The sequence below is a fragment of the Nocardia huaxiensis genome (assembly GCF_013744875.1).
Taxonomy (GTDB): Bacteria; Actinomycetota; Actinomycetes; order Mycobacteriales; family Mycobacteriaceae; genus Nocardia; species Nocardia huaxiensis.
Genome location: NZ_CP059399.1, coordinates 1,410,688 through 1,433,829 on the forward strand (window position 1 = coordinate 1,410,688; position 23,142 = coordinate 1,433,829).

At 68.8% G+C, this 23,142-nt stretch carries 18 protein-coding genes; 13 read left to right on the forward strand and 5 right to left on the reverse strand.

Translation table 11 applies throughout. The annotated features are described in order from the left end of the window. Window positions 1-86: 86 nt before the first annotated feature. Window positions 87-1,292, reverse strand: a complete 1,206-nt coding sequence (locus tag H0264_RS06300; protein ID WP_181583089.1) for a DUF7373 family lipoprotein — start codon at window positions 1,290-1,292, stop codon at window positions 87-89. 205 nt (window positions 1,293-1,497) lie between these two features. Here H0264_RS06300 and H0264_RS06305 point away from each other — a divergent pair, with 205 nt between their 5' ends. Continuing rightward, on the forward strand, window positions 1,498-2,886 hold the full coding sequence (locus H0264_RS06305) for an FHA domain-containing protein (RefSeq protein WP_181585326.1): 1,389 nt from the start codon (window positions 1,498-1,500) through the stop codon (window positions 2,884-2,886). 44 nt (window positions 2,887-2,930) lie between these two features. Here H0264_RS06305 and H0264_RS06310 read toward each other — a convergent pair whose 3' ends face one another. Further along, complete coding sequence (locus H0264_RS06310) at window positions 2,931-4,376, reverse strand: neutral zinc metallopeptidase (protein ID WP_420832039.1); 1,446 nt, start codon at window positions 4,374-4,376, stop codon at window positions 2,931-2,933. Between the two features lie 101 nt (window positions 4,377-4,477). Here H0264_RS06310 and H0264_RS06320 point away from each other — a divergent pair, with 101 nt between their 5' ends. From H0264_RS06320 to H0264_RS06345, 6 genes are all read left to right on the forward strand, one after another. Beyond that, window positions 4,478-7,456: an ATP-binding cassette domain-containing protein gene (locus H0264_RS06320; RefSeq protein WP_231084133.1), complete on the forward strand. Its 2,979-nt coding sequence runs from the start codon at window positions 4,478-4,480 to the stop codon at window positions 7,454-7,456. A gap of 127 nt (window positions 7,457-7,583) precedes the next feature. Continuing rightward, a complete protein-coding gene (locus H0264_RS38450; protein WP_244976115.1) occupies window positions 7,584-9,968 on the forward strand; it encodes a hypothetical protein in 2,385 nt (794 codons plus the stop codon). A 255-nt stretch (window positions 9,969-10,223) separates the two neighbouring features. After that, on the forward strand, window positions 10,224-10,667 hold the full coding sequence (rplM, locus tag H0264_RS06330) for a 50S ribosomal protein L13 (protein WP_181583091.1): 444 nt from the start codon (window positions 10,224-10,226) through the stop codon (window positions 10,665-10,667). After that, on the forward strand, window positions 10,664-11,173 hold the full coding sequence (gene rpsI / locus H0264_RS06335; RefSeq protein WP_181583092.1) for a 30S ribosomal protein S9: 510 nt from the start codon (window positions 10,664-10,666) through the stop codon (window positions 11,171-11,173). The genes rplM and rpsI overlap by 4 nt, the downstream gene beginning before the upstream one ends. Window positions 11,174-11,332: 159 nt before the next feature. Then, on the forward strand, window positions 11,333-12,709 hold the full coding sequence (gene glmM, locus H0264_RS06340; protein WP_181583093.1) for a phosphoglucosamine mutase: 1,377 nt from the start codon (window positions 11,333-11,335) through the stop codon (window positions 12,707-12,709). Window positions 12,710-12,763: 54 nt separating this feature from the next. Then, on the forward strand, window positions 12,764-13,294 hold the full coding sequence (locus tag H0264_RS06345) for an STM3941 family protein (RefSeq protein WP_181583094.1): 531 nt from the start codon (window positions 12,764-12,766) through the stop codon (window positions 13,292-13,294). Between the two features lie 3 nt (window positions 13,295-13,297). Here the strand turns inward: H0264_RS06345 and H0264_RS06350 are convergent, their stop codons facing one another. Further along, entirely contained in the window at window positions 13,298-14,893 is a 1,596-nt protein-coding gene (locus H0264_RS06350; protein WP_420832081.1) for an ABC-F family ATP-binding cassette domain-containing protein, read from the reverse strand. 167 nt (window positions 14,894-15,060) lie between these two features. Here H0264_RS06350 and H0264_RS06355 point away from each other — a divergent pair, with 167 nt between their 5' ends. From H0264_RS06355 to H0264_RS06370, 4 genes are all read left to right on the forward strand, one after another. After that, on the forward strand, window positions 15,061-15,264 hold the full coding sequence (locus H0264_RS06355) for a PspC domain-containing protein (RefSeq protein WP_181583096.1): 204 nt from the start codon (window positions 15,061-15,063) through the stop codon (window positions 15,262-15,264). A 146-nt stretch (window positions 15,265-15,410) separates the two neighbouring features. Next, the gene (locus H0264_RS06360; RefSeq protein ID WP_181583097.1) at window positions 15,411-15,719 is read left to right on the forward strand and encodes a DUF6802 family protein; all 309 of its coding nucleotides are present in this window, start codon (window positions 15,411-15,413) and stop codon (window positions 15,717-15,719) included. A gap of 35 nt (window positions 15,720-15,754) precedes the next feature. Further along, window positions 15,755-16,069, forward strand: coding sequence for a hypothetical protein (locus H0264_RS06365; protein ID WP_181583098.1), 315 nt, complete (start codon window positions 15,755-15,757; stop codon window positions 16,067-16,069). A 2-nt stretch (window positions 16,070-16,071) separates the two neighbouring features. Further along, a complete protein-coding gene (locus H0264_RS06370; RefSeq protein WP_181583099.1) occupies window positions 16,072-17,877 on the forward strand; it encodes a hypothetical protein in 1,806 nt (601 codons plus the stop codon). 2 nt (window positions 17,878-17,879) lie between these two features. Here the strand turns inward: H0264_RS06370 and H0264_RS06375 are convergent, their stop codons facing one another. After that, on the reverse strand, window positions 17,880-18,743 hold the full coding sequence (locus H0264_RS06375) for a dienelactone hydrolase family protein (RefSeq protein WP_181583100.1): 864 nt from the start codon (window positions 18,741-18,743) through the stop codon (window positions 17,880-17,882). Between the two features lie 110 nt (window positions 18,744-18,853). On the opposite strand from H0264_RS06375, the gene glmS reads away from it, so the two are divergent. After that, a complete protein-coding gene (gene glmS, locus H0264_RS06380; RefSeq protein ID WP_181583101.1) occupies window positions 18,854-20,722 on the forward strand; it encodes a glutamine--fructose-6-phosphate transaminase (isomerizing) in 1,869 nt (622 codons plus the stop codon). Between the two features lie 100 nt (window positions 20,723-20,822). Here glmS and H0264_RS38965 read toward each other — a convergent pair whose 3' ends face one another. Next, a complete protein-coding gene (locus H0264_RS38965; RefSeq protein ID WP_181583102.1) occupies window positions 20,823-21,245 on the reverse strand; it encodes a cupredoxin domain-containing protein in 423 nt (140 codons plus the stop codon). A 340-nt stretch (window positions 21,246-21,585) separates the two neighbouring features. On the opposite strand from H0264_RS38965, the gene H0264_RS06390 reads away from it, so the two are divergent. Continuing rightward, complete coding sequence (locus H0264_RS06390) at window positions 21,586-23,073, forward strand: NAD(P)H-hydrate dehydratase (protein WP_181585328.1); 1,488 nt, start codon at window positions 21,586-21,588, stop codon at window positions 23,071-23,073. Window positions 23,074-23,142: the final 69 nt, after the last annotated feature.

The following is a 23,142-nucleotide window of genomic DNA, read 5'->3' on the forward strand; positions in this document are numbered from 1 at the left end:
TCGGCTGGCTGGTGCTCAGCCGGAGCTTACTGGAGCGACCCGATCTCGTCCGAGTCGATCACCTGCGGTTACCGCGCTCGGAGCCGCTACATGCTGTTGGCCAGCAGCGCGTACTGGGCCGCGATCTTCTGCCGCACATCGGATTCCGAATCGCTGCTGACCACGCCGATGAAGCGTTTGTAGGCCACGTAGCAGCGGTTCTTGTATTCGGTCTGGGTGTCGCCCTTGCTGTTCAGCTTGACGCATTTGGCGCCGGGGACGTCATTGGGGGCGGGGAGCGAGTCGTAGTGGTCGCTCTCGTCGGCGACCAGCGCGCTCAGCATGACCTGAGCGCCTCCCGCGTCGCGGGTGCGGACGACCGCCGAGTCCTCGTTGAAGGCGACGGCGTCGGCGCCGCTGTCGGTGACGGCCTTCTGGATATCGGATTCGTTGGAGGCGTTCTGAACGAGCTTGGTGGGGCCGTAGACGGCGAACAGGATGGGGTCGAGGGTGCCCTTGCCGTTCGTGGGGCGATCCTTCACCACCACACGCGAGAGCAGATTGTCCGGATCCACCTTCAGGGAGGAGAACTTGCTCTCCGGGGTGGGGGTGAACTTGTCCAGCTGCGGCACCTGGGCGTCCAGGGTCTTGCGCACCCAGCTCAGCAGGTCCTGCTCATCCGCGGACGGCCGCACGACGAGCAGCGAGATCACGAATTCCTTGTAGGCCATGAAGGTTCCGATATTCGGAACGCCCGGCCGCCAGTGGATGTAGGCGTCCGGGTACTGGCTCAGCGTGAGCTTCTTGTTGATGTCGGCGGCCACATTGAAGTCGACGTCCTCGAGTTCGCGCGCGGCGGTCTTCGCCGCCTGCGCGTCCGGGAAGCGCATCACCATGTTCATGACGCTGGTTTCGCCGGTGGCGTCGGGCTCCCGGTCGCTGCCGCCGACCACGTAGGCCGCCAGCATGCGGTTGCGGTCGAGCACCGGCGTGGAGACGTCGGCGAGCGCGGTGTCGGTGGCGTCGGCGGTGTCGGAGGTGGCGCGGCCGATGCCGCCGTGGGTGAGGGAGGAATCGATGCGGACCGTCGGCACCACGGCCTCCGACATGCGGAAGCCCTCGAGCAGTGCTGCCTTTTTGCCCGGGTCCTGGTCATAGCTGAACTGCGAGACCTCGTACTTGCCGACCTCGAGTTTGCGGACGTCGAGCTCCGCGGCGACCGGTGTGCCGTCGATCTTCATGCAGGCGGTCGCCAGCAGGGCGGTAATCGAAAGGCATGCCACGAAGAGTGGTTTGCGCGATATGCGAACCATGTCAGGTCCTCGTTCCTCCCGTACGTGCATACAAGGTAGCGGACGAATGCCGCGTCCGGAGTCCGTCGGAGAACGCCGCCGCGGCATGATCACCCGCCTCACTCATCGTCGAAGAGCAGGCCGGACGCAACGTCGGACGCCCACGTAACCTGGTGCATGTGTTGAACGTCCCGTGCCGCGCGTACTCCTGGGGCCGGTTCCGTTGATGGATCGGCAGGTCGAAGTTGTCGCGGGCAACCATGTGATCACCAGGACGGCCGGCGCTGTGATCCTGGTCGCGCATCGGGAACGGGGGAAGCTCGGCACGGACTCCCGGGCCATGGTGGCCTCGCGCGCGCTGGCCGAACTGGTCGCCGAGGCCAGCGAACACGCCCCGGACGGGCCGGGCCGGCTGGTGGCGCGGCAGGCCACGCGCTGGCTCATGCGCGACGCCGAACGCATATCGCCCGGGGAGGCCATCGAATTCGGCATTCTGTCCGCCGCCGACACCGGCGGGCTGGCCATCTTCCTGCACGGTTCGGTCACCGCGGTGCTCGCCGGGGACGAGGTCGAGTACTACCGGGGCAGTGACGCCGCGTTCACCGTGGACCGGGTCGCCGAGCCCCCGTCGCGGGCGGCGGCGCTGTTCATCGACGAGAGCCGGCGGCGCGCGCCGGAACTGCCGGAACGCGGAATCGGTTCGCTCGTAGCGGGTGTCGCGCAGGCGTCGGGCGCCATCGTCTGGTTCGAGGGTGATCCGGTGGCCGAGCGCACGCCCGTCGCGGACCCGCCGCGACCGGTGGAGCCGCCCCCGCCCACCGCCTCCTACGATCCGGAGCCCGAGCGAATTCCGCTGGACCCCAACCTGACTCCCACCAAGACCTCGGCGAGCCTGCCGTCCGGCTTCCTCGCTGATTTCGAGAACGCCACCGCCGAACCGGATCTCGACCCCGACGAGGACCCGGACGAGGACCCGGACGAGGTTCCCACCAGCGGGCTGGTGCGCCGGGAACCCAATGGCACGAGCGGATTCGACCCGCACCGCGCACCCACCGAGATGGGCGGCACCAACCCCGCGCCCAAACCCGATCCGGATCTACAGCGTCGGCTCGAACAGACCGCCAAGGCCAACGCCCTCACCGTGAAGGTGCTCGGATTCAAGTGCGCGCGAGCGCATCCCAGTGATCCGCGCGCGGCGTTCTGCACCGTGTGCGGCATGCCGGTCGATCAGACCCAGCAGGTGTCCGAGGTCATCCGCCCACCGCTGGGCATGCTCGTGCTCGACGACGGCATGACCTACATGCTGGCCTCCGACGCCGTCGTGGGCCGGGATCCGGAGAACTCGGAGGCGGCGCGAGCGGGCCTGGTGCCCTTGCGGATCGAGGACACCTCCGGCGGCATGTCCCGCGCGCACGCCGAATTCCGTTTGGTGAACTGGGATGTCACGGTGGTCGACCGCGGCTCCACCAACGGCACCCGGGTCCGGCTGCCCGGATACCGGGATTGGGTTCGGCTGCAACCGAATCAGCCGATGGCGCTCATCGCCGGAGCCGAGGTCATGCTCGGCAACCGCGTGCTGCGCTTGGAACCGGTCGCCCCGCCGCCCTTCGGGTGAAGTTCGGCCACTCGCCGACGGCACTCAGCCGTGCGCAGCGGCGGTCAAGCGTAACGTGATTCGCAGGTGTTCTGGTCGCCCAGCACGCCCGCCCGGAACGCGTCCACGCGGGCGAATCCGCTCGGCACCGTATTTCCGTCGGTATCGCTGGCCGCCAGCCCGTCGGTGAGCAGACCCGACACCGCCTCGTCCACGTCACCCGCCGACAGGCTGATATTCCCGTCCGCCGCAGAACGATTCGGGTCCGACAGCTTCGCGGTGATCACGCCCGACAGGCAGGCCGCCCGCAACCCCGTCTTGGCCCCGGTGAGCGCCTGTCCGGCGGCCCGCTGCACCGCGAGCGTGTACCGCGAGATGAACACCACGTACGCCGTGAAATCACCGGTCACCTTGACCGGCAAGCCATCCTGCTCGTCTGCGTTCGATATCCCGCGTTCCTTCAGCGCGTCGATATCCGTGCCGATGGTGTTGCTGGCCGGGCAGTACGTCACCGGAATCGTGTCCTTGCCGTTGCGGCAGTTCATCTTCGCGGTGTCGTAGCGGTATTCGGGTTCCTTGGCGATGGGCATGATGGAGGCCATCGCCTTGGCCAGTTCGTCGAGATTGGCTCTGCCGACCTCGGATTCGCCTCGACCGTCGTCGCCCTGCAGGCTCTGCGGCAGCTTGCCGCGCCGGCCCTCGATCTCGTCGATGTCGATGGCCTTGCAGCCTTCGGCTCCGTCGGTGAACCCGATCTGCACGGCCGTCACCCGCTCGAACGCCGACCCGTGCACGCTGTCCGGATCATCCGGATTGTCGTCACGAATGGCTACGGTCGCCGCCAGCACCTGGTTCAAACCGTCCGAGGTGTTGATGGTGAAGTGCTTCGCATTGCCTTCGGCCACATGACGAATGAACGCGCCCGCGAAACAGTCGGCCTGCTGCTCCTTGACCAGGGTCGGCGTCTTGCGCGTCACGATATTGGCGATGTTCTGGATGGCGTGCCCGTACTCGTGCGCGAGCACCATCACCATCGACATCTTGCCGAAGGTCTCCTCCACCGCGGGCAGCAGCACCGCGCGGTCCCAGCCGATGGAATGGTCCAGGCGGCAATACGCGGCATTGACCAACCGGTAGGTGCTCTCGTCGCAGAACTTCACATCCTGCGAACGCGGCGCCTTCGCACTCCAGGACACCAGCTTCGACGCCTTCACGAAGTCGCCCTCGAAGTTCTTCGGGTACTCGGCCTGCCAGTAGGACTCGATGTCCTCGATGGCATTCATGACCAGCCGGTCCACCTCGCCGCCGTCGCTGTTCTCGGCCTGCGCCGGATTGTCCGGCACCCCGGATCGCGGCCCGTTCGGGCCGCTCGTGGTCGGCAGCCCGGCCACCTTGAACGGATCGTCGTAGATGGACACCGCGCGACCGTCCACCGTCCGGGTGCATCCGGACAGCAGCACGACCAGCAGGGTCAGAATCGTGAGGACCGCCGCCCCCTGGCGTCTCGCCACCTTCACTCCCTCGCAGGCCAACCCGGTTCACCACCCCGAGCGGCGGGTAAATGGCCAATGAGCACAACGCCGTATCCCGGGGCTTCGCATATTATGCGGCCATGTCTTCACCGGGGGCGCAGCAGATCACCGTGCGTCATGATGGAACCGAACGGGTCTTCGACGCAAGTCAGCGGATCACCATGGGGCGCGCCCCGGAAGTGACGCTGTTCGTCGACAGCCCACTGGTGTCCCGCGTGCACGCGACCCTCGTCTACGAGGCGGGCAGCTGGATGCTCACCGACAATGGCAGCACCAACGGTGTTTTCGTCGAGGCGCGCAGAATCAACAGTCCGGTCGTCATCAACCGGCCCACACAGGTGCGGCTCGGGGATGCGATCAGCGGGCCGCTGCTGCATCTGCTGCCGCAGGCGGCGGGGGCCGGTGGTGCGCCGGGATTCCCGGGGCAGCGGCCGGGGACGCCGCAATCTTCGCAACCGCGGCATCAGCAGCCGGGGCAGCAGTTCGGGCAACCGGGACAGCAGTATCCGGGCGGGCCGGCGGGACAGCCATTCGCGCCGGGGCAGGGCGGGCAGCGGCAGGCCGGGCAGCATGCTCAGCCCGCCCAGCACGGTCAGCCGGGGCAGGGCGGTCAGCCGTATTCCGCAGGGCAGCAGGGTCAGCCGGGGCAGCCGCGTCAGCCGTTCGCGGCGGGTCAGCCGAATCCGCAAGCGCAGTCGCCCTTTTCGCAGGGGCAGCCGCCGGTGCAGGGGCATCGCGCACCCGGGCAGCAGGGGCATCCCGGTCAGGCGGGACAGCAGTGGCCGCCGAATCAGCCCTCCGGTGCGCAGCATCGCTCCGGTCTGCCGACGCAGGGCCCGCGCGCGGGCCAGCAGTCCACGCCGGGCCAGTCGCAGCTCCCCGGCCAGCAGCCGCCCGGCCAGCGTGCCCCCGGGCAGCCGTCGACGGGTCCGACTCCCGCGCAAGCACATTCGCGTGGCCCCGGTCAGTCCTCCGAGCATGTGGACACCCAGCGCCCGCCGTCGAATCCGGCGACCCCGCAGGCCGATGGCGGCGTCAATATCAACATGACCACCCGCGCGGACTTCTCCATGCTGCCGCCGGTGCGCGCCCGCGCCTCCACCGCCGCCATCGCGCGTGGTGACAAGGTCCCGCCGGGCGGCCTGCACATCGGCCGCACCAGCGACAACCAGATCGTCGTCAACGATCCGATGGCCTCGCGCCGGCACGCCCGCCTCATCGCCGACCGCCAGGGCCTGGCCATCGAGGACCTCAACTCGGCCAACGGCACCTTCGTCAACGGCCGCCGCGAAATGCGCGCGATCCTGCGCGAACGCGACACCGTCACGATCGGCAATGTCGACTTCGTGGTGCAGGAGGGCACCCTGGTGCACCGGCAGCGGCCGGTCGCCGAACAGGGCCTGCACGTGCACGGCATCGGGTTCACCGTCGAGGGCAACAAGGAACTGCTCGTCGATGTGAACATGCAGGCCGGTCGCGGTTCGCTGACCGCGCTCATCGGCCCGTCCGGTGCGGGCAAGTCGACGCTGTCGCGGCTCATCGCGGGCACCACGCAGCCATCGGCGGGCGTGGTCACCTTCGAGGGCCGCAATCTGCACGCCGAATACGACGCGCTCCGCTCCCGAATCGGCATGGTGCCGCAGGACGATGTGCTGCACCGGCAGCTGACCGTCAAGCAGGCGCTGGGCTTCGCCGCACAACTGCGTCTGCCGCCCGACACCAGCAAGGCCGACCGGCAGCGCGTGATCGACGGTGTGCTGGACGAACTTTCGCTCACCCAGCACGCCGACACCCGCGTGGACCGGCTCTCCGGCGGTCAGCGCAAGCGCGCGTCGGTGGCCATGGAGCTGCTGACCGGTCCGTCGCTGCTCATCCTCGACGAGCCCACCTCCGGTCTGGATCCGGCGCTGGACCGTCAGGTCATGACCATGCTGCGGGAGCTGGCCGACGCCGGGCGCACCGTCATCGTGGTCACGCATTCCGTTGCGTGCCTGGACATGTGCGATCAGGTGCTGCTGCTGGCGCCCGGCGGCAAGACCGCGTTCTGCGGGCATCCGGGCAGCGTCGGCGAGTTCCTGGGGACCAGCGACTGGGCGGAGATCTTCGGCCGGGTGGCCGCGGATCCGGATCGCGCGTTCGCGAACTTCCGGTCCCGGCAGTCGTTCGTGCCGCCGCCGCCCGCCGCGCAACAGTCCGAACGTGCGAAGCCGCCGAAATCTAGTGCGGTCAAACAGTTCTCGACGCTCGTGCGACGGCAGCTGCGGCTGGTGCTGGCCGACCGCGGATATCTCGCGTTCCTGCTCATCCTGCCGTTCGTGCTGGGCGGGCTGTCCCTGGTTGTGCCGGGCAGCAACGGATTCCAGATGGGGCCGCTCGAATCCCAGGGCGGCACCATCGGACCCAAGGGCGGCAGTGAGACACAGCAGCTGCTCGTGGTGCTGACGCTCGGCGCGTGCTTCATGGGCTCGACGCTGACCGTGCGTGATCTGGTGGGCGAGCGGGCCATCTACTTCCGCGAGCGAGCGGTCGGATTGCGTTCCGGCGCATACCTCATGTCGAAGATCGCGGTGTTCAGTCTCGCGGCGCTGCTGCAGTCGGCGGTCATGTGCGCGATCGTGCTGGCGGTGAAGAAGCGGCCCGAAAAGGGTTCGGTGATTCCGATCGGCAGCCTGGAGCTGTACGTCGACATCGCGGTGACCGCGGTGGTCTGCGTGGTGCTGGGACTGCTGCTGTCCACGCTGGCCAAATCCAACGAGCAGGTGATGCCGCTGCTGGTGCTGGTCATCATGGCGCAGCTGGTGATGGCGGGCGGCATGATCCAGGTCACCGACCGGGTTGTGCTGGACCAGATCTCGTGGCTGTTCCCGGCGCGCTGGGGGTACGCCGCCGCGGCCTCGACGGTCGATATCCGGGAACTGCTGGCGACCGCGCAACCGGACAAGCTCTGGCAGCACAAGGCCGGAATCTGGTACCTCGACATCGGCGTGCTCGCGGTGATCGGCATCGTGCTGGCGTTGTTCACGTGGTCGCGCCTGCGCCTGAAGAAGTCGGCGGCATGAGCGAACTCGTCGTGCGGCCGAGCGGTTCGGGCGCATCGCAGGTCCGGAGACACGCGCGAGTGGTGTGGGGGTGCGTGAAGTCGGTTCGATCGCGCGCCCTGACCGGTGAGCAGGCACACTGGTGGGCGTGACAGCTCGAGTCGGTGCAGTGCACCTCGGCTGGGATGTGGTGTCGGTGGCCGCCGGTGGCGGCGGCAAGCCGATCCGTCCCGTCCAGGTCGAAGGCACCTACACACCACCCGCCTACCTGCTGGCCGACGCGTCCGGCCGGTTGCACACCGCGGGTGTGGACAGACGTCCCGACGTCGGCATCGCCATCTCCGATGTGCGCGACATCATCGGCCACCCGCAGATCGTGGTGGCCGGCGCGACCTGGCCGGCCGAACTGGTGTTCCGGGCCCGCATGCACAACCCGCTGTCCGCCATCACCAAATATCTCGGCGTCGCGGCCGAAGTGGTCGCGCTGCCGTTCCCCGACGAATGGCCCGACGCCAAGGTCGACGAATTCGCCCGTCTGGTCGAACAACTCGGCGTGGTGGCCGAACCGCTGCCCGAATCCGTGGCGCTGTCCGGTTATGTGCGCGCGCTCGGCATCGTCCGTGCCGCGGGGCGGGGACCGGCGGTCGGCGCCACCGGCGTCTACTCCGACGGGCGCGAATGCCTGGTGGTCGCCGTGCACGGGGACGACGATCAGCCCACCGAATCGGTCAGCGTGCCCATCACCGAGGCCGCGCTGCACGAGGCCCGCGCCGCCGACAATGTGGTCATCGAGGTGATGGCCGCCGCCCGCGCCATCAATGCCGACACCTCCACGGTGCTGCTCACCGGCAATGTCTGCTTCAACGACGCGCTGCGCCTGGCCTTCCAGAACCACCTCGGCCACCGCTTCCAGGTCGCCGACCACCCCATGCACGCCGTGGTCCTCGGCGCCACGCATCTGCTGGTCTCCGACAGCGAAGGCGAAGAGCTACCGGATTCGCCCGCGCCGCAAGCGAACTCTCCTGTGCCGCAGGCTGCTTCGCCTGCGCCGCAGCCGTCTTCGTCCGCCCACGGGCAGGGGTACCCCGCGCCCGGCCTGGACCGGTCCGAGCCGAGTGCGGCCAGGCCGCCCGGTCCGGTCGTCGATCAGGGTCCTCGTCACGTCACGCCCGGCGTGGAGCCGGGTGCCGACGTCGCCGAGCCGACGCGGCGTATCACGCGCGAAGCGCCGGAGCCCGCTGCCGCGTCGAAACCGCCCACCCCGCCGCTGGGCAATCCGGCCGGTACGCCGCCGCTGGGCACGCCTGCCCCGGCTGCCGCTGCCGCCACCGGAGATCCGGTGGAATTCGAACAGACCCAACGGGTTTCACCTGACGAACTGGCGTCGACTCCCGTCGCTTCGCGTGGCGGATTGCCGCCGGGGCTCGCCGGTGTCGGTGGCCGGTTCACCCGTCCGCCGGGCACTCCGGCCGATGATCGGGCCACAACCGTCATGGGCCGCCCGGAATCCGGGCAGGAACCCGGAGGGCAGGCCGCGGCCTATGGGGCGGCCGGTACCCCGCAATCGGGCGCAGGCGCCGCGGGATACGGGCAGCAGAGCGGGCCGCAGCAGGCGGTGCCCGGCACCCACTCGGCAGGGTCGCAGGGTCCGAACACCGGTGGCTACCCGGTGCCGGGCGCGGCTCCCGGGAATCCGGCGCACGGTGCGCAATCCGGCCCGGCGACAGGTGGGTACCCGGTTCAGGGTCCCGCCGGTGGCGGCTACGGCCAGCAGTACGGTGCGCCGAGCGGTCAGCACAGCGCGGCCCCCGGTCAGCAGCAGGGCACCGCTCCCGGTCAGTACGGGCCGGGCGGTTCGGCTTCGAGCGGCTACGGCCAGGGCGGCTACGGCGCGCAAGGCTCCGGATACGGTCAGCATTCCGGAAACGCTCCTGGTCAGGCCGGTCCGATGTACGGTGGGTCGATGCCGTCTGGTGGTGCGCGTCACTCGGGTTCGCAAGTGCCGGAAGATGCCGCTGGGCAGCCGGATTCGACCTCCGAGGCCGAGGGGGACCGCAAACCCCGCAAGGGCAAGCTCTGGAACAAGATGAAGGACAACCTCTTCGGTGCCCCCATCGTGGTCGGAGCGGCAGCCCTGGCAGCGGTCGGCATGCACGCCGATCCCGAGCCCGCCCACCTATCCGGCGCCACACCGGAAATCGGAGCCCCCGACAGCATCGTCGGCCCCGAACACACGGCCGGAACCGCCGCCGCCCCCGCCGCGAGTCTGGGCGCCGCGAGCTTCGACCTCCGCTCGGCAGATCCCTTCCCGGCGCCCACGATCACCGCCTTCGGCGACTGGCCGTCCCTGGAACGCAATGCCGTGGAAGTCCGCGACTCCTGCGTCCTCACCCCACCGGCGGCCACCCCGCCGAGCCCCGGCATCGCCCCCGTCACCGCCCAGGACTGCCTGCGCCTCGGCATAGACACCCTGCGCTACACCATCCCCGGCCCGATCCGAGGCGTGGACCCCGGCCCGCCGATGCGGATCTGAGCCGCCGAATCGTGGGAGTTCCGGGGCGATCCACGCTCCGATCTTCTGGGGGTTCGGGGGCGAAGCCCCTGAGAGCCTCCCCGAGCGTGGGGGGATTTCAGCCCGGCGGTAGCCCGCTGGTATCGTGGCTCGTTGGCGTGCGGTACGGCCGGGTTCTCCCGGTTGTCGCACGAGCCCCCGGGTCTCCACCGGCCGCCGGGGATCAGCTCGACCACGCGCCTGGCTGGCAAAACCTACGACAGACAGGGAACGACTGTGCCTACGTACAGCCCGAAGGCGGGTGACGTGACCCGTAAGTGGTACGTCATCGACGCCACTGACGTAGTGCTCGGCCGTCTCGCCGTGCAGGCTGCGAACATCCTGCGTGGCAAGAACAAGCCGACCTACGCTCCGAACGTCGATGGTGGCGACTTCGTCATCATCATCAATGCCGACAAGGTCGCCGTCTCCGGCAACAAGCGGCAGGACAAGTACATCCACACCCACTCCGGGCACCCGGGCGGTCTCAAGTCCCGCTCTGTCGGTGAGATCCTGGCCACCCGCCCCGACCGTCTGGTCGAGCGCGCGGTCAAGGGCATGATCCCGAAGAACAAGCTGGGCAACCAGATCGCCGGCAAGCTGAAGGTCTACGCGGGCCCGACGCATCCGCACGCCGCTCAGCAGCCCATCCCGTTCGAGATCAAGCAGGTGGCCCAGTGACCGCTCCTGAGGAATTCAACGACGACTACGTCGTCGAGGACACCAGCGTCGAGGTTGTCGAGGAGGGCGACGGCTACGAGGCCGAGTTCGCCGAGACTTCCTTCGCCCCGGTCGTCATCGACCGTCCGGTGCAGACCGTCGGCCGCCGCAAGGAAGCCGTCGTCCGCGTCCGCCTGGTTCCGGGCTCCGGCAACTTCGTGCTGAACGGCCGCACCATCGAGGATTACTTCCCGAACAAGGTGCACCAGCAGCTGGTGAAGTCCCCGCTGGTGACCGTCGAGCGCACCGAGACCTTCGACGTGCACGCCCGCCTGGTCGGCGGCGGCCCGTCCGGTCAGGCCGGCGCCCTGCGTCTGGCTATCGCCCGCGCCCTCATCGAGGTCACCCCGGACGACCGTCCCGCCCTCAAGCGTGCCGGCTTCCTGACCCGTGACCCGCGTGCCACCGAGCGCAAGAAGTACGGCCTCAAGAAGGCCCGTAAGGCGCCTCAGTACTCGAAGCGCTGATTTATCGCCGTATGCCCTACCGTGCCCGGCCCTCCACTGGTCCGGGCACGGTACGGTCTACGCGGCAACCTGTACGAGAGCAGGCTCCCCGCAGCGGTTTTCGCGGCCGGGCGTCTGCTCTCGTGCTGTATCTACCGACCACGCAGGGGTGTTGAGGTAATGGGACGTTTGTTCGGTACCGACGGAGTCCGCGGGCTCGCGAACGAATCGCTGAGTCCGGAACTGGCGCTGCAGGTTTCGGCTGCGGCGGCGCAGGTGCTCAGTCGGGGCAAGAAGCGCGCGCTCGCGGTGGTCGGTCGTGACCCGCGCGCGAGCGGCGAGATGCTGGAGGCCGCGGTCACCGCGGGCCTGACTTCGGCCGGTGTGAACGTGCTTTCGGTCGGCGTGCTGCCCACTCCGGCCGTCGCCTACCTGACCAGCGTCTACGACGCCTGCCTCGGCGTGATGATCTCCGCCTCGCACAACCCCATGCCCGACAACGGCATCAAGATCTTCGCCGCGGGCGGCCACAAACTCGACGACACCATCGAGGATCGCATCGAGGCGCTCGTCGCCGAGGGCGCCTTCACCCGCCCCACCGGCGCGGGCATCGGCCGCATCCTCGGCCACCCCGGCCTGGGCGGGCACACCTTCCCCGGCGATGAGCACTACAGCATCGAGGGCACCCACGAACGCTATGTGGAGCACCTTGTCGAGGCCACCGGCCGTGATCTGAGCGGCCTCACCGTCGTGGTCGACTGCGCGCACGGCGCCGCCTCCGAGGTCGGCCCGGCCGCCTACCGCGAGGCGGGCGCCACCGTCATCGCCATCAATGCCGAACCGGACGGCCTCAATATCAACGACGGTTGCGGCTCGACGCATCTGGAGCAGATCCAGCGCGCGGTTCGCGAACACGGCGCCGACCTCGGCCTGGCCCACGACGGCGACGCCGACCGCTGCCTGGCCGTCGACGCCGAGGGCAATGTCATCGACGGCGACGCCATCATGGCGGTTCTCGCTGTGGCCATGCGTGATTCGGGCGAACTCGCCGGAAACACCTTGGTAGCCACGGTAATGAGCAACCTCGGCCTGCACATCGCCATGCGCGAAGCCGGAATCACCATGCGCACCACCGCCGTTGGTGACCGCTACGTCCTGGAGGACCTCCGCAACGGCGGCTACACCCTCGGCGGCGAACAGTCCGGCCACGTCGTCCTCCCCAAGTACGGCACCACCGGCGACGGTGTCCTCACCGGCCTCAAACTCATGGCCCGCATGGCCGAAACCGGCAGTTCCCTCGCGGATCTGGCCGCCATCGTCCACACCGTCCCCCAGGTCCTCATCAACGTCCCGGTCTCCGACAAGGCCGCCGTGGCCGCGGCCCCCACGGTCCAGGAGGCCGTAGCCGAAGCCGAGCAGCGACTCGGCGACACCGGCCGAATCCTGCTGCGTCCCAGCGGCACCGAACAACTCGTCCGCGTGATGGTGGAAGCCACCGACTCCGACGCCGCCCATCGCCTCGCCGAAGACCTCGCCAAACTCGTCGCCGCGGTCTGACGCCTGCCCCGTGCCGCCGGAACCGTACGGTTTGCTGTTGCTACCGTACGGTTCATGACGCCAGAGCCCTCCGGAGCAGCGACGACCTTCACGCCGTCGGTCCTGCGACTGTCGCTGATGACCCTCGTGTGCCTGGTCTTCGTCGCGATCGGGCTCGGGATCCTCAGCATTGCCGACGCACCCCTGTTCCCGAAGGTCGCCGCCGTCCTGTGCGTGGTGCTGTTCGGGCCGGGAGCATTGTTCTTCGTGGTCCGGCTGGTCCGCCGCAGCCCGGAACTGACGCTGACCGACACCGGCCTCGACCACCGCCAGCTGGGCCGGATCGGCTGGGACGAGATCGCTTCCGTCCGGCCCATGGCTCAGCGGACCTCGGCGTTCTCGAAGAACCACTACATCCAGATCAGTCTGCGTGATGCCCGGGCGTATCTGGAGCGGAGTTCCTGGTGGGTCCGCACACTGGGCAAGACCAACCAGAAACTCGGGTACGGCGCGGTCAATCTGCCTCTCAATATGCTCGGCGCACCGCAGGAAGAGATCTTCGCGGCGATGCGCCGGTATCGACCCGGCCTGATCATCGTCGAATGATCGCTACTGTCGCTCGGTCAGCTGACCGGTGTCCATGTGCCAGCGGCGGGTGGCGCGAACGGTGTCGAGCATGCGGCGGTCGTGGGTGACGAGAAGTACCGTGCCATCGAAGGATTCGACGGCCTGCTCGAGTTGTTCGATGGCGGGGAGGTCGAGGTGGTTGGTGGGTTCGTCGAGGACCAGCAGGTTGACGCCGCGGGCCTGGAGCAGGGCCAGAGCGGCCCGGGTGCGCTCGCCGGGGGACAGGGTGTCGTTGGGGCGCAGGACATGTGGGCCGCGGAGGCCGAATTTGGCCAGGAGGGTGCGCACCTCGGCCTCGGGCCAGTCGGGGACCTGAGCGCTGAAAGTGTCCGCGAGGGTGGCGGTTCCACGGAACAGGCCACGGGCCTGGTCCACCTCGCCGATGGCCACGCCGGAGCCCAGGGCCGATGATCCGGTGTCCGGCTGCGTTTTTCCGAGCAGCAGGGACAGCAGGGTCGATTTGCCGGAGCCGTTCGCGCCGGTGAGGACGATGCGGTCGCCGAAGTCGACCTGCACGGTGACGGGGCCGAGAGTGAAATCTCCGCGCGCGACAGTCGCATTCGACAGGGTCGCCACGATGGAGCCGCTGCGCGGGGCGGACGCGATGGTCATGCGCAGCTCCCACTCCTTGCGGGGCTCCTCCACCTCGTCGAGCCGCTCTATGCGCTTGAGGGTCTGCTTGATCTTCGACGCCTGCTTCTCGGTGGATTCCGCACGCGCCTTGCGGCCCAGTTTGTCGGAGTCGCCGCCCTTGGCCTTGCGGCGGGAATTGCGGACGCCGTGCTCGAGCCAGTTGCGCTGCATCAGCGCACGGGATTCCAGGCCCGCCTTGGTGTCGGCGTACTCGTCGTAGGCTTCGCGGGCGTGGCGGCGGGCGATGGCGCGCTCTTCCAGATACGACTCGTAGCCGCCGTCGTAGATGCCTACCTGCTGCTGCGCCAGGTCCAGTTCGACAATGCGATTCACGGTGCGCGCCAAGAACTCTCGATCATGGCTGATCACCATGAGAGGTTCGCGCACGCCGGTCACGAACTGCTCCAGGCGGGCCAGGCCGTCCAGGTCCAGATCGTTGGTGGGCTCGTCGAGCAGCAGAATGTCGAAGCGGGACAGCAGGACCGACGCCAAACCGGCACGCGCCGCCTGCCCGCCGGACAGCACGGTCATGAGGGTGTCGAGTCCGTGCGGCAGGCTCTCGCTCAATCCGAGATCGGCGGCCACCTCCTCGGCGCGCTGCTCCAGATCCGCGCCGCCCAGGGCCAGCCAGCGTTCCAGCGCGGGCGAATAATCGTCCTCGCCGCCGTCGGCGAGCCGTTCGGCCGCAGCGTCCATGGTCTCCTGGGCCGCCGCCACCCCGGTGCGCCGGCGCAGGAATTCCAGCACCGTCTCACCGGCGATCCGCTCGGGTTCCTGCGCCAGATACCCGACCGTCGCGTCCGGCGGGCTCAGCGTGATCTGGCCCTCCGGCGCGTTGCCGTCGGCGAGCATGCGCAGCAGCGTCGACTTCCCGGCCCCGTTCACGCCCACCAGCCCGATCACATCCCCCGGGGCGAGCACGAGATCGAGGTCGGAGAACAGCATTCGCTCGCCGTGTCCGGCAGCCAGTCCGCGCGCATGAAGTGTGGTGCTCACCGGGGCGATTCTGCCCTGCTCAGGGTGACACCCTGAGGCCGCCCCCGCCGAAGATCAGGGTCCGAATGGGTCATGGGACCGATGTGCGCGCCCCGTGATCCGAGGACAGTGGAGGTATGACAACACCGATCAACACCCGCAAGCTCACCCGCTCGACCAACGACAAGTGGATCGCGGGCGTCTGCGGCGGAATCGCACAGTACTTCGGCTGGAACGCCAATATCGTCCGCCTGCTGTTCGTGATCTCCTGCCTGCTGCCCGGCCCGCAGTTCATCCTCTACCTGGTGCTCTGGCTGGTCATTCCGAAGCAGAAGTACTGAGTTGTCCACAGCCCCTGTAGTTATCCACAATCCGTATGAAGGGGCTGCGGGGCGCATCTCGGAGTGACAGGATTCAGGGACCACCGCAGCAGGGGGTTCGGGGCGAGGTCCCTGGAAAATTTCGAGAGTTGGCAAGGAGCGCGCACATGGTCACATCGGGTGATCTGCCCGGCCTGGATCTGCCCAACCTCGACGCGCATTCGGAGCTGGGTGCGCTCGGCGCCATCGAGCTACAGCACCCGACTCAGGACATCGATGGCGATGGCACGCTCGACACCATCACCACGAATACCGATCGCGCCATGCATGTGTGGACGGATCTCGATCATGACGGGTATGCCGACCACGTCACCGTCATCGACAGCGGCGGGGACTATGCCGCTTGGGAATTCCATCACCATCCGGACGGCACCACGGAGTGGGTGCGCACCGATTCGGGCAGCCTCGGCGGATAGTCCGGGGCAGGGGATTTCGATCTAGGGGGCACAACATGAGTGGATCGAACGCGCTCTCCGTCGATATCGAAGGGCTGCGCGGGGCGGCAGCGACCCTGCGGGACGGCTCGGCCACGCTACGTCGGCAGTCGCGGCGGGTGGACGATCACGCCTTCGGTGGTAGCGGGGAGCAGGCCGGGCGCAACTACGCCCGGCAGGGCAGCGCCGTGCACAGCGGTTTCGAACACGTCGCGGACTGCCTACGGAACTGGGGCATGGCGCTGGCCGCGACCGCCGACGTATTCGATTCGGCCGCAAGCGAATACCAGCGCCTGGACAGGGAGAGAGCTGCGCGTATCTCAGGGGGATGATCGTGGGTTTCGATGTCACGGGGAAATCGATCGATGAGATCTTGGATTACGGGGCACCCGGGTTGCAGTACTGGGAACAGTTCCTGCCGCTCTACGAGAAAGCCTTCGGGCCACTCGGTGGGGGCGTGCTCACGGAGCTGCAAGCACGGTATGACGAGCAGCGCCGCACCGACCTGGCCGGACTCGACAGTGCGCGAACGGAATTGGAAGGCGCGGTAGCCGAAGCCGATATCCGGTGGGTGGCCCAGCAAGGAGTGGTGAGCCGGCTGCCTTCGATGTGGCAGGGCGGCGCGGGTGACCGGGCGCTCGGCATCGCGGACGCGCAACTGCGCCAGGCCCGGGACGTGGTGGACACCGCCCGTGCTGCCGTGACGGTGATCGGAGATGCCGCCGGGCCACTGCGGTCCGCGGCGCTCGCGAAGGCCGAACACACACTCGGCCTGCTGGAGCAGAGTGCCGACGGCACCAGGCGCATCGCCATCGGCGGCAAGACGCCGGAGGAGATCGAGGCCCTGATCGCAGACACCGAATCAGATTGGCTGACAGATACTTTCAAGCTCGACGTGGAGTGCAAACTGGACGGTTTCACGGCCGCCTGCGCGACAGCGGACGACTGCTTCGAGACCCAGTATCGATCGATCCTCACCGCACTGAACCAGACTCCGGATCAGCCCTACCCCTACCCGGACGACTCGCTCGTGCCACGCCGCTCCGATATCGTGCGGGACCCCGAGGCCTCCCGGATTCCAGCCGAAACCGGCGCTGGGGGAGCTGTTTCCCCCGCCGCTTCTTCGCCCGGAGTCGCTACCTTCGGCTCTGCTCCCGGCGCGGGTGGATCGCTCTCCGCAGCCGGGCCGCAGCCGGAAATCGACTCGGCAGGAACGACATACGGGTCCGGCCCCGTGGCGGGGAACGCACCTTCGGGAGTGACCGCACCCGCCGCTGAGACGGAGTCCGCGCAAGCGGCTGGTCGCCCCGAACCGGAAACGCCGGGCTCGCCGGCCTCTGCTCCCGTCGATTCCGCAGGAAGCACTGTGCCACAGGGTATTACGGATATCCTCGACAAACTTGGCGAGCTCATCTCCGGTGCGGTGTCCACGCTGACCTCCGGTGACCTCTCCCCGTCGGGAAACTCCCAGCCCGAGACCGATCCACAGCTCGGGACGGAACCGCAGCCGGGCGTGAACCCGCAGGACAGCCCGCCGAATACCGCAGGAAAGACCGAATTCGACATCGCCGGAAGGCATGTCACCCTCGAGCCGACCCCGGACGGCGGCCTGAGCCTCGTCGTCACCGACGAATCCGGCGAATCACGCACCTTCGCGGTGACCTTCGACGAGAACGGCAACCCGGTTGTCACCGAGGGCGAATCGGAACCCGGAGCCGAAGCGCCGCCCGCAGCCGAACCAGCGGCGAACTGCCCAGGTGAGCCGCCCACCGCCCTCGACTCGTCGCCCGCGAACCCTGAAGTGCCGGAGGCGAATCCCGAAGCCCCGTCAGAGGATGCCGACTCCCCGGCAGTGAATCCCGAATGCCCGCCGGTCGACGTCGAAGGACCGGTCGCGAATCCTGATGTACCGCCGGTGGATCCTGGTGCGCTGCCGCAGATTCCCGCGAACGACCCGCCGGGCAATCCGCAGCCGGGTGTGGTTCAGGCGCCGGAGTACTGCCCGCCCGCCGCGCCGCCGTCAGACGCGCCCGCCGACAGTGTCCCGGTCCCGCCGTCGGTGCTAGACAACGACCCGACCGTGGAAATCCCCGACAGCGGAACCGAAATCCCCGACCTCCCGGAGGGCGAGATCCGATGACCCTACTTGCGCAGCGCCTGCACCAGTTGCAGCAGCGGCAGCTTCTGCGGCTCCGCCGGCTCCTCCTCGACCGCATCCGGATCGACCACCTGGGTGTTCGGAATGAGCACTTCCGGATCCGCGAACGCCTTGTACTTCTTGTCGCCCAGCACCGCGTAGTTCAGGAATCCGACGAGCAGTGCCCGGGTGAGTCGCTCGGTCTTGGGCTCGTGCTTGCCGGCCCCGAGCGCGGCCAGCGCCCGCCGACCCTCGACCATCCCATTGTGCGAGGCCCGGTCCACCGACCGCAGCACGGCCGTGCCACCCCAGGCCGACGCGAGCGGAATCGCGTTCGAGCTGACCGAGTCGATATCCGAGGCTCCGGCCAGAATCAGCGCGGGCGCGTCGATTCCGGGCGCGAGCGCCTCCCCGGACGGCGTGGTCGGCGCGGGATACAGCGCGGCCACCGCCGCCACCTCCCGCTGCGACGCCGCGATCACCGCCGCGCCCGCGCCCATGCCGTGCCCGGCCAGCGCCAGCTTGTCCGGGTGCACGCTGATCTCACCGGTCCCCAGCCGCACCCCGGCGCAAATATCCAGGGTGGTCAGCAGATCCGTGGCCAGATTCAGATGCGAGGGAATCGGCCCGCGCTCGGTATCCGGCGCGGCGGCCACGAACCCCCATGACGCCACATGCTCCAGCAGTCGCCGGTAGTTCCCCGCCCCGGTCAACCACCCGTGCCCGAAGGCCACCGCGGGCAGGTTCGTCCCCTTGGCAGGCGTGTACACCACACCCGGCTGCCCGGCGATGCCGAGATTGCCGCGCAGCACCTGATGCGGGCCACGGGCGGTCAGGGTGCTCAGAAGCGATTTCACAGACGCCGACACGATCACAACTTAGCCGGTCCGGCCCGAAGAAACACGCCAGTGGTCGTGTGACGCCGCAACTCGCCCGGAGCGAAGCGGAGGGCAAATCAAACGCAGTAGTCTGGTCAGCCATGTGCGGAATCGTGGGGTACGTGGGGTATCGGGACGCCCTGACCGTGGTGGTGGATGCGTTGCGCCGCATGGAATATCGCGGCTACGACTCCGCTGGGGTCGCCATTCTCGACGGTGCGGGCGGGCTCGCCGTGGAGCGCAAGGCGGGGCGCTTGGCCAACTTGGAGGCCGAACTGGCCGAGACCGGAGTGGACCGCTTCGCCGGCACCACCGGCATGGGCCATACGCGCTGGGCGACGCACGGCGCGCCGACCGATCGCAATGCGCATCCGCATCGCGACGTGACGGGCCGGGTCGCGGTGGTGCACAACGGCATCATCGAGAACTTCGTGCCGCTGCGCCGCGAACTCGAGGAGGCCGGGGTCGAGCTGGGCAGCGACACCGACACCGAGGTCGCCGTGCATCTGGTCGCCCGCGCCTACGCCAAGGGCGAGACCGCCGGCGATTTCGTGGCCGCCGCCCTGTCGGTGGTGCGCCGCCTGGAGGGCGCCTTCACCCTGGTCCTCACGCACGCCGACCATCCGGGCACGATCGTCGCCGCCCGCCGCAATACCCCGCTCGTGGTGGGTGTCGGCAAGGGCGAGATGTTCATCGCCTCGGATGTCACCGCTTTCATCGAACACACCAGGGAGGCAGTGGAACTCGGCCAGGACCAGGCCGTGGTCATCACCGCCGACGGCTACACGGTCACCGATTTCGACGGCGGGACCGACGGTGTGCGCACCCGCCCCTTCACCATCGACTGGGATCTCGCCGCCGCCGAGAAGGGCGGCCACGACTACTTCATGCTCAAGGAGATCGAGGAGCAGCCGCAGGGCGTGGCCGACACCCTCATCGGCCACTTCGCCGACGGCAAGATCATCCTCGACGAGCAGCGCCTCGCCGATCAGGAACTGCGCGAATTCGACAAGGTTTTCGTGGTCGCCTGCGGCAGCTCGTACCACGCGGGCCTGCTGGCCAAGTACGCCATCGAACACTGGACCCGCCTGCCCGTGGAAGTCGAGCTGGCCAGCGAATTCCGTTACCGCGACCCGGTTCTGGACCGCTCCACCCTGGTTGTCGCCATTTCCCAGTCCGGCGAAACCGCCGACACGCTGGAGGCCGTGCGGCACGCCAAGGAGCAGAAGGCGCGAGTCCTGGCCATCTGCAATACCAATGGCGCGCAGATCCCGCGCGAATCCGACGCCGTCGTCTACACCCGCACCGGCCCGGAGATCGGCGTCGCCTCCACCAAGGCGTTCCTCGCCCAGATCACCGCCAACTACCTGGTCGGCCTGGCGCTGGCGCAGGCGCGCGGCACCAAGTACCCGGACGAGGTGGCCCGCGAATTCGCCGAGCTCGAGGACATGCCGCGCCTGGTCGCGCAGGTCCTGGAGTCCGCACCCCAGGTGCGTGAGATCGCCCGCAAGCTCGCCCATGTGCCGACCGTGCTGTTCCTCGGCCGCCACGTCGGCTACCCCGTCGCGCTCGAAGGCGCCTTGAAGCTCAAGGAATTGGCGTACATGCACGCCGAGGGCTTCGCCGCCGGCGAACTCAAGCACGGCCCCATCGCCCTCATCGAAGACGGCCTCCCCGTCTTCGTCGTCATGCCCTCCCCGAAGGGCCGCGCCGTCCTGCACTCCAAACTGCTCAGCAATATCCGCGAGATCCAGGCCCGCGGCGCCCGCACCATCGTGATCGCCGAGGAAGGCGACGACACCGTGCGCCCCTTCGCCGACCACCTCATCGAAATCCCCGCCGCCCCAACCCTCTACCAGCCCCTGCTCTCGACGGTCCCGCTCCAGATCTTCGCCGCCGAGGTGGCTCAGGCCCGCGGCTACGACGTCGACAAACCCCGCAACCTGGCCAAGTCGGTCACCGTCGAATAGCCCCGAGAACAGCTGTGGCCCCGGCGAATTCCGCCGAGGCCACAGCTCTGTCCACACCGGCCCGCTCGATACGAGGCCGAGCGACGGCCGCTCGCCACCCTCACTCGACGGTGACGGTGCCCTTCATCTCCGGATGCAACGGGCACAGATACCGATAGGTCCCCGGCGACGTGAATGCATAACTCCACTCACCCTTGTGGATGATCGGACTGTTGATCCCCATCGCGATATCCCCGATCCCCTGCACCGCATGTGGTGCCTTGTCCGAGAACTTCCAGGTGACAGTGTCTCCGGCCTTCACCGTCAGCGCCGCGGGTGAGAACTTCATGTCATTCACTTCGACTGTCACCGTGGCCGGCGTACGCGGTCCGGAAGTCTCGGCGCCCGAGGTGGTCGCCACCGCCGAAGCCGTGGTCTCCGCAGGCTTCGAACTGTCCGACCCACATCCACCGACGGCTAGCGCTCCCGCCACGACGGTCGCGAGGAGCAGGGCACGCGCAGGCGAATAGTGGCGGATTGACATGCCCGCCACCCTAAACCCCCACGATCAGCGAACTCTTCGCGGGCGGCTGATCCCGCGGCGACCAGCCAGGGTGCCTCGCGGCTGGGTGCCCGACGCCTTGCTCGCCGGATATCGGACCGAGCAGGCGTCCGTGGCTGTCAACCGTTCCGGCGAGATCGCCGAGGCGGCGCGCACGGTCATGGACCGGCACCTCGGCTCGACTGCGCCGGTGGCTGGGCGACGCCCGGCAGCTGGGCTGAGCTGGGGGCCTCGCTGCGGGCGTAATCTGCATTCGTCGCAGGTGTGCGGGACCGGCGGTCCCGCCGGATCCAGTCGCGGGAGGCGAACGATGACCACAGCGGTGCGCGGGTATTTCACGGCCGACGAGGTGCGGGCGGCGGAGGCCGAACTGTTCACCCGGGTGCCGGAGGGAATGCCCATGCGGCGGGCCGCATTCGGGCTCGCGGACGTCGTGGCGCGCGAGCTGCGGGCACGAACCGGGGGAGTGGCGGGACGGTCTGTGACCCTGCTGGTCGGATCCGGCGACAACGGCGGTGACGCCCTGTGGGCCGGATCGATGCTGCGCCGACGTGGGGTAGCGGTGCGGGCAGTTCTGTTGTCGCCGGACCGAGCCCACCGCGCGGGCCTCGCCGCGCTGCGTCGCAGCGGCGGACGAGTGGTCAACGGTGAGGTCGATACCGGTGGCCGAGCCATCGCCGGCGCGGGATTCTCGGTGCTGCTCGGTACGCCGGATCTGGTTGTGGACGGCATCGTCGGAATCTCGGGGCGTGGGCCGCTGCGCCCGCGGGCGGCGGAACTGGTTGCCGCCGTGCGGGTTCCGATCATTGCCGCAGACCTTCCCAGTGGGGTGGATCCGGATACCGGTGCGGTTACCGGGCCTGCGGTGCGGGCCGATGTCACCGTTGCCTTCGGCGCGTACAAGCCGGTGCATGCGCTCGCCGCGCCCAACTGTGGGCGAATCGAGTTGGTGCCCATCGGATTGCGGCTGCCGGAGCCGAATCTGGCTGCGCTGGAACTGGAATCGGTGGGTGCGGGGTGGCCGGTGCCGGGTGCCGTCGACGACAAGTACACGCAGGGCGTTGTCGGTGTCTGTGCCGGGAGTGCCACGTATCCGGGTGCGGCCGTGCTGTGCGCCGGGGCTGCGGTGGCGGCCACATCCGGAATGGTCCGCTACGCCGGGACCGGAGCTGAGCAGGTGCTCGCGCATTTTCCGGAAGTTATTGCCGCCCCGGACATTCCATCGACCGGTCGGGTCCAGTCCTGGGTCTTCGGGCCGGGGGCGGGCACCGATGACGACGCCCGCGACCGGCTCGCGCAGATCCTCGCCACCGAACTCCCGGTGGTGGTCGACGCGGACGGCCTCACGCTGCTCGCCTCCGATCCGAGCCTGCTCACCGCCCGCGAAGCACCCACCGTCCTCACCCCGCACGCAGGCGAATTCGCCCGCCTCACCGGCTCCGACCCCGGCCCGGACCGCGTCGCCGCCGTTCGCAAGCTGGCCGAATCCTGGCAGGTCACAGTCCTTTTGAAGGGCCGCGCCACCCTCATCGCCACGCCCGGCCGCCCGGTGCTGGTCAACGAGGCCGGGGGTTCCTGGGCCGCCACCGCCGGTTCCGGCGACGTCCTTTCCGGCATCATCGCCGCCCTCCTCGCCGCCGGTCGCGACCCCGCCTGGTCCGCCGCCGCGGCTGCCCGCGTCCACGCCCTCGCCGCCAATCTGGCCGCGCACGCCGCCACCGCCGCGGGCGCTCCGATCTCCGCGTCGCCGCTGCTGGCTCATGTCCCCGCGGCGATCGGCACCCTGCGCGAACTCGCCGCCGGGAAGTGACGCTGCTCGCATCCCCGCCCGTCGCCGCGTGTGAGCTGACGCATGCCGTGCCGGGACGGCGGCGGAGGA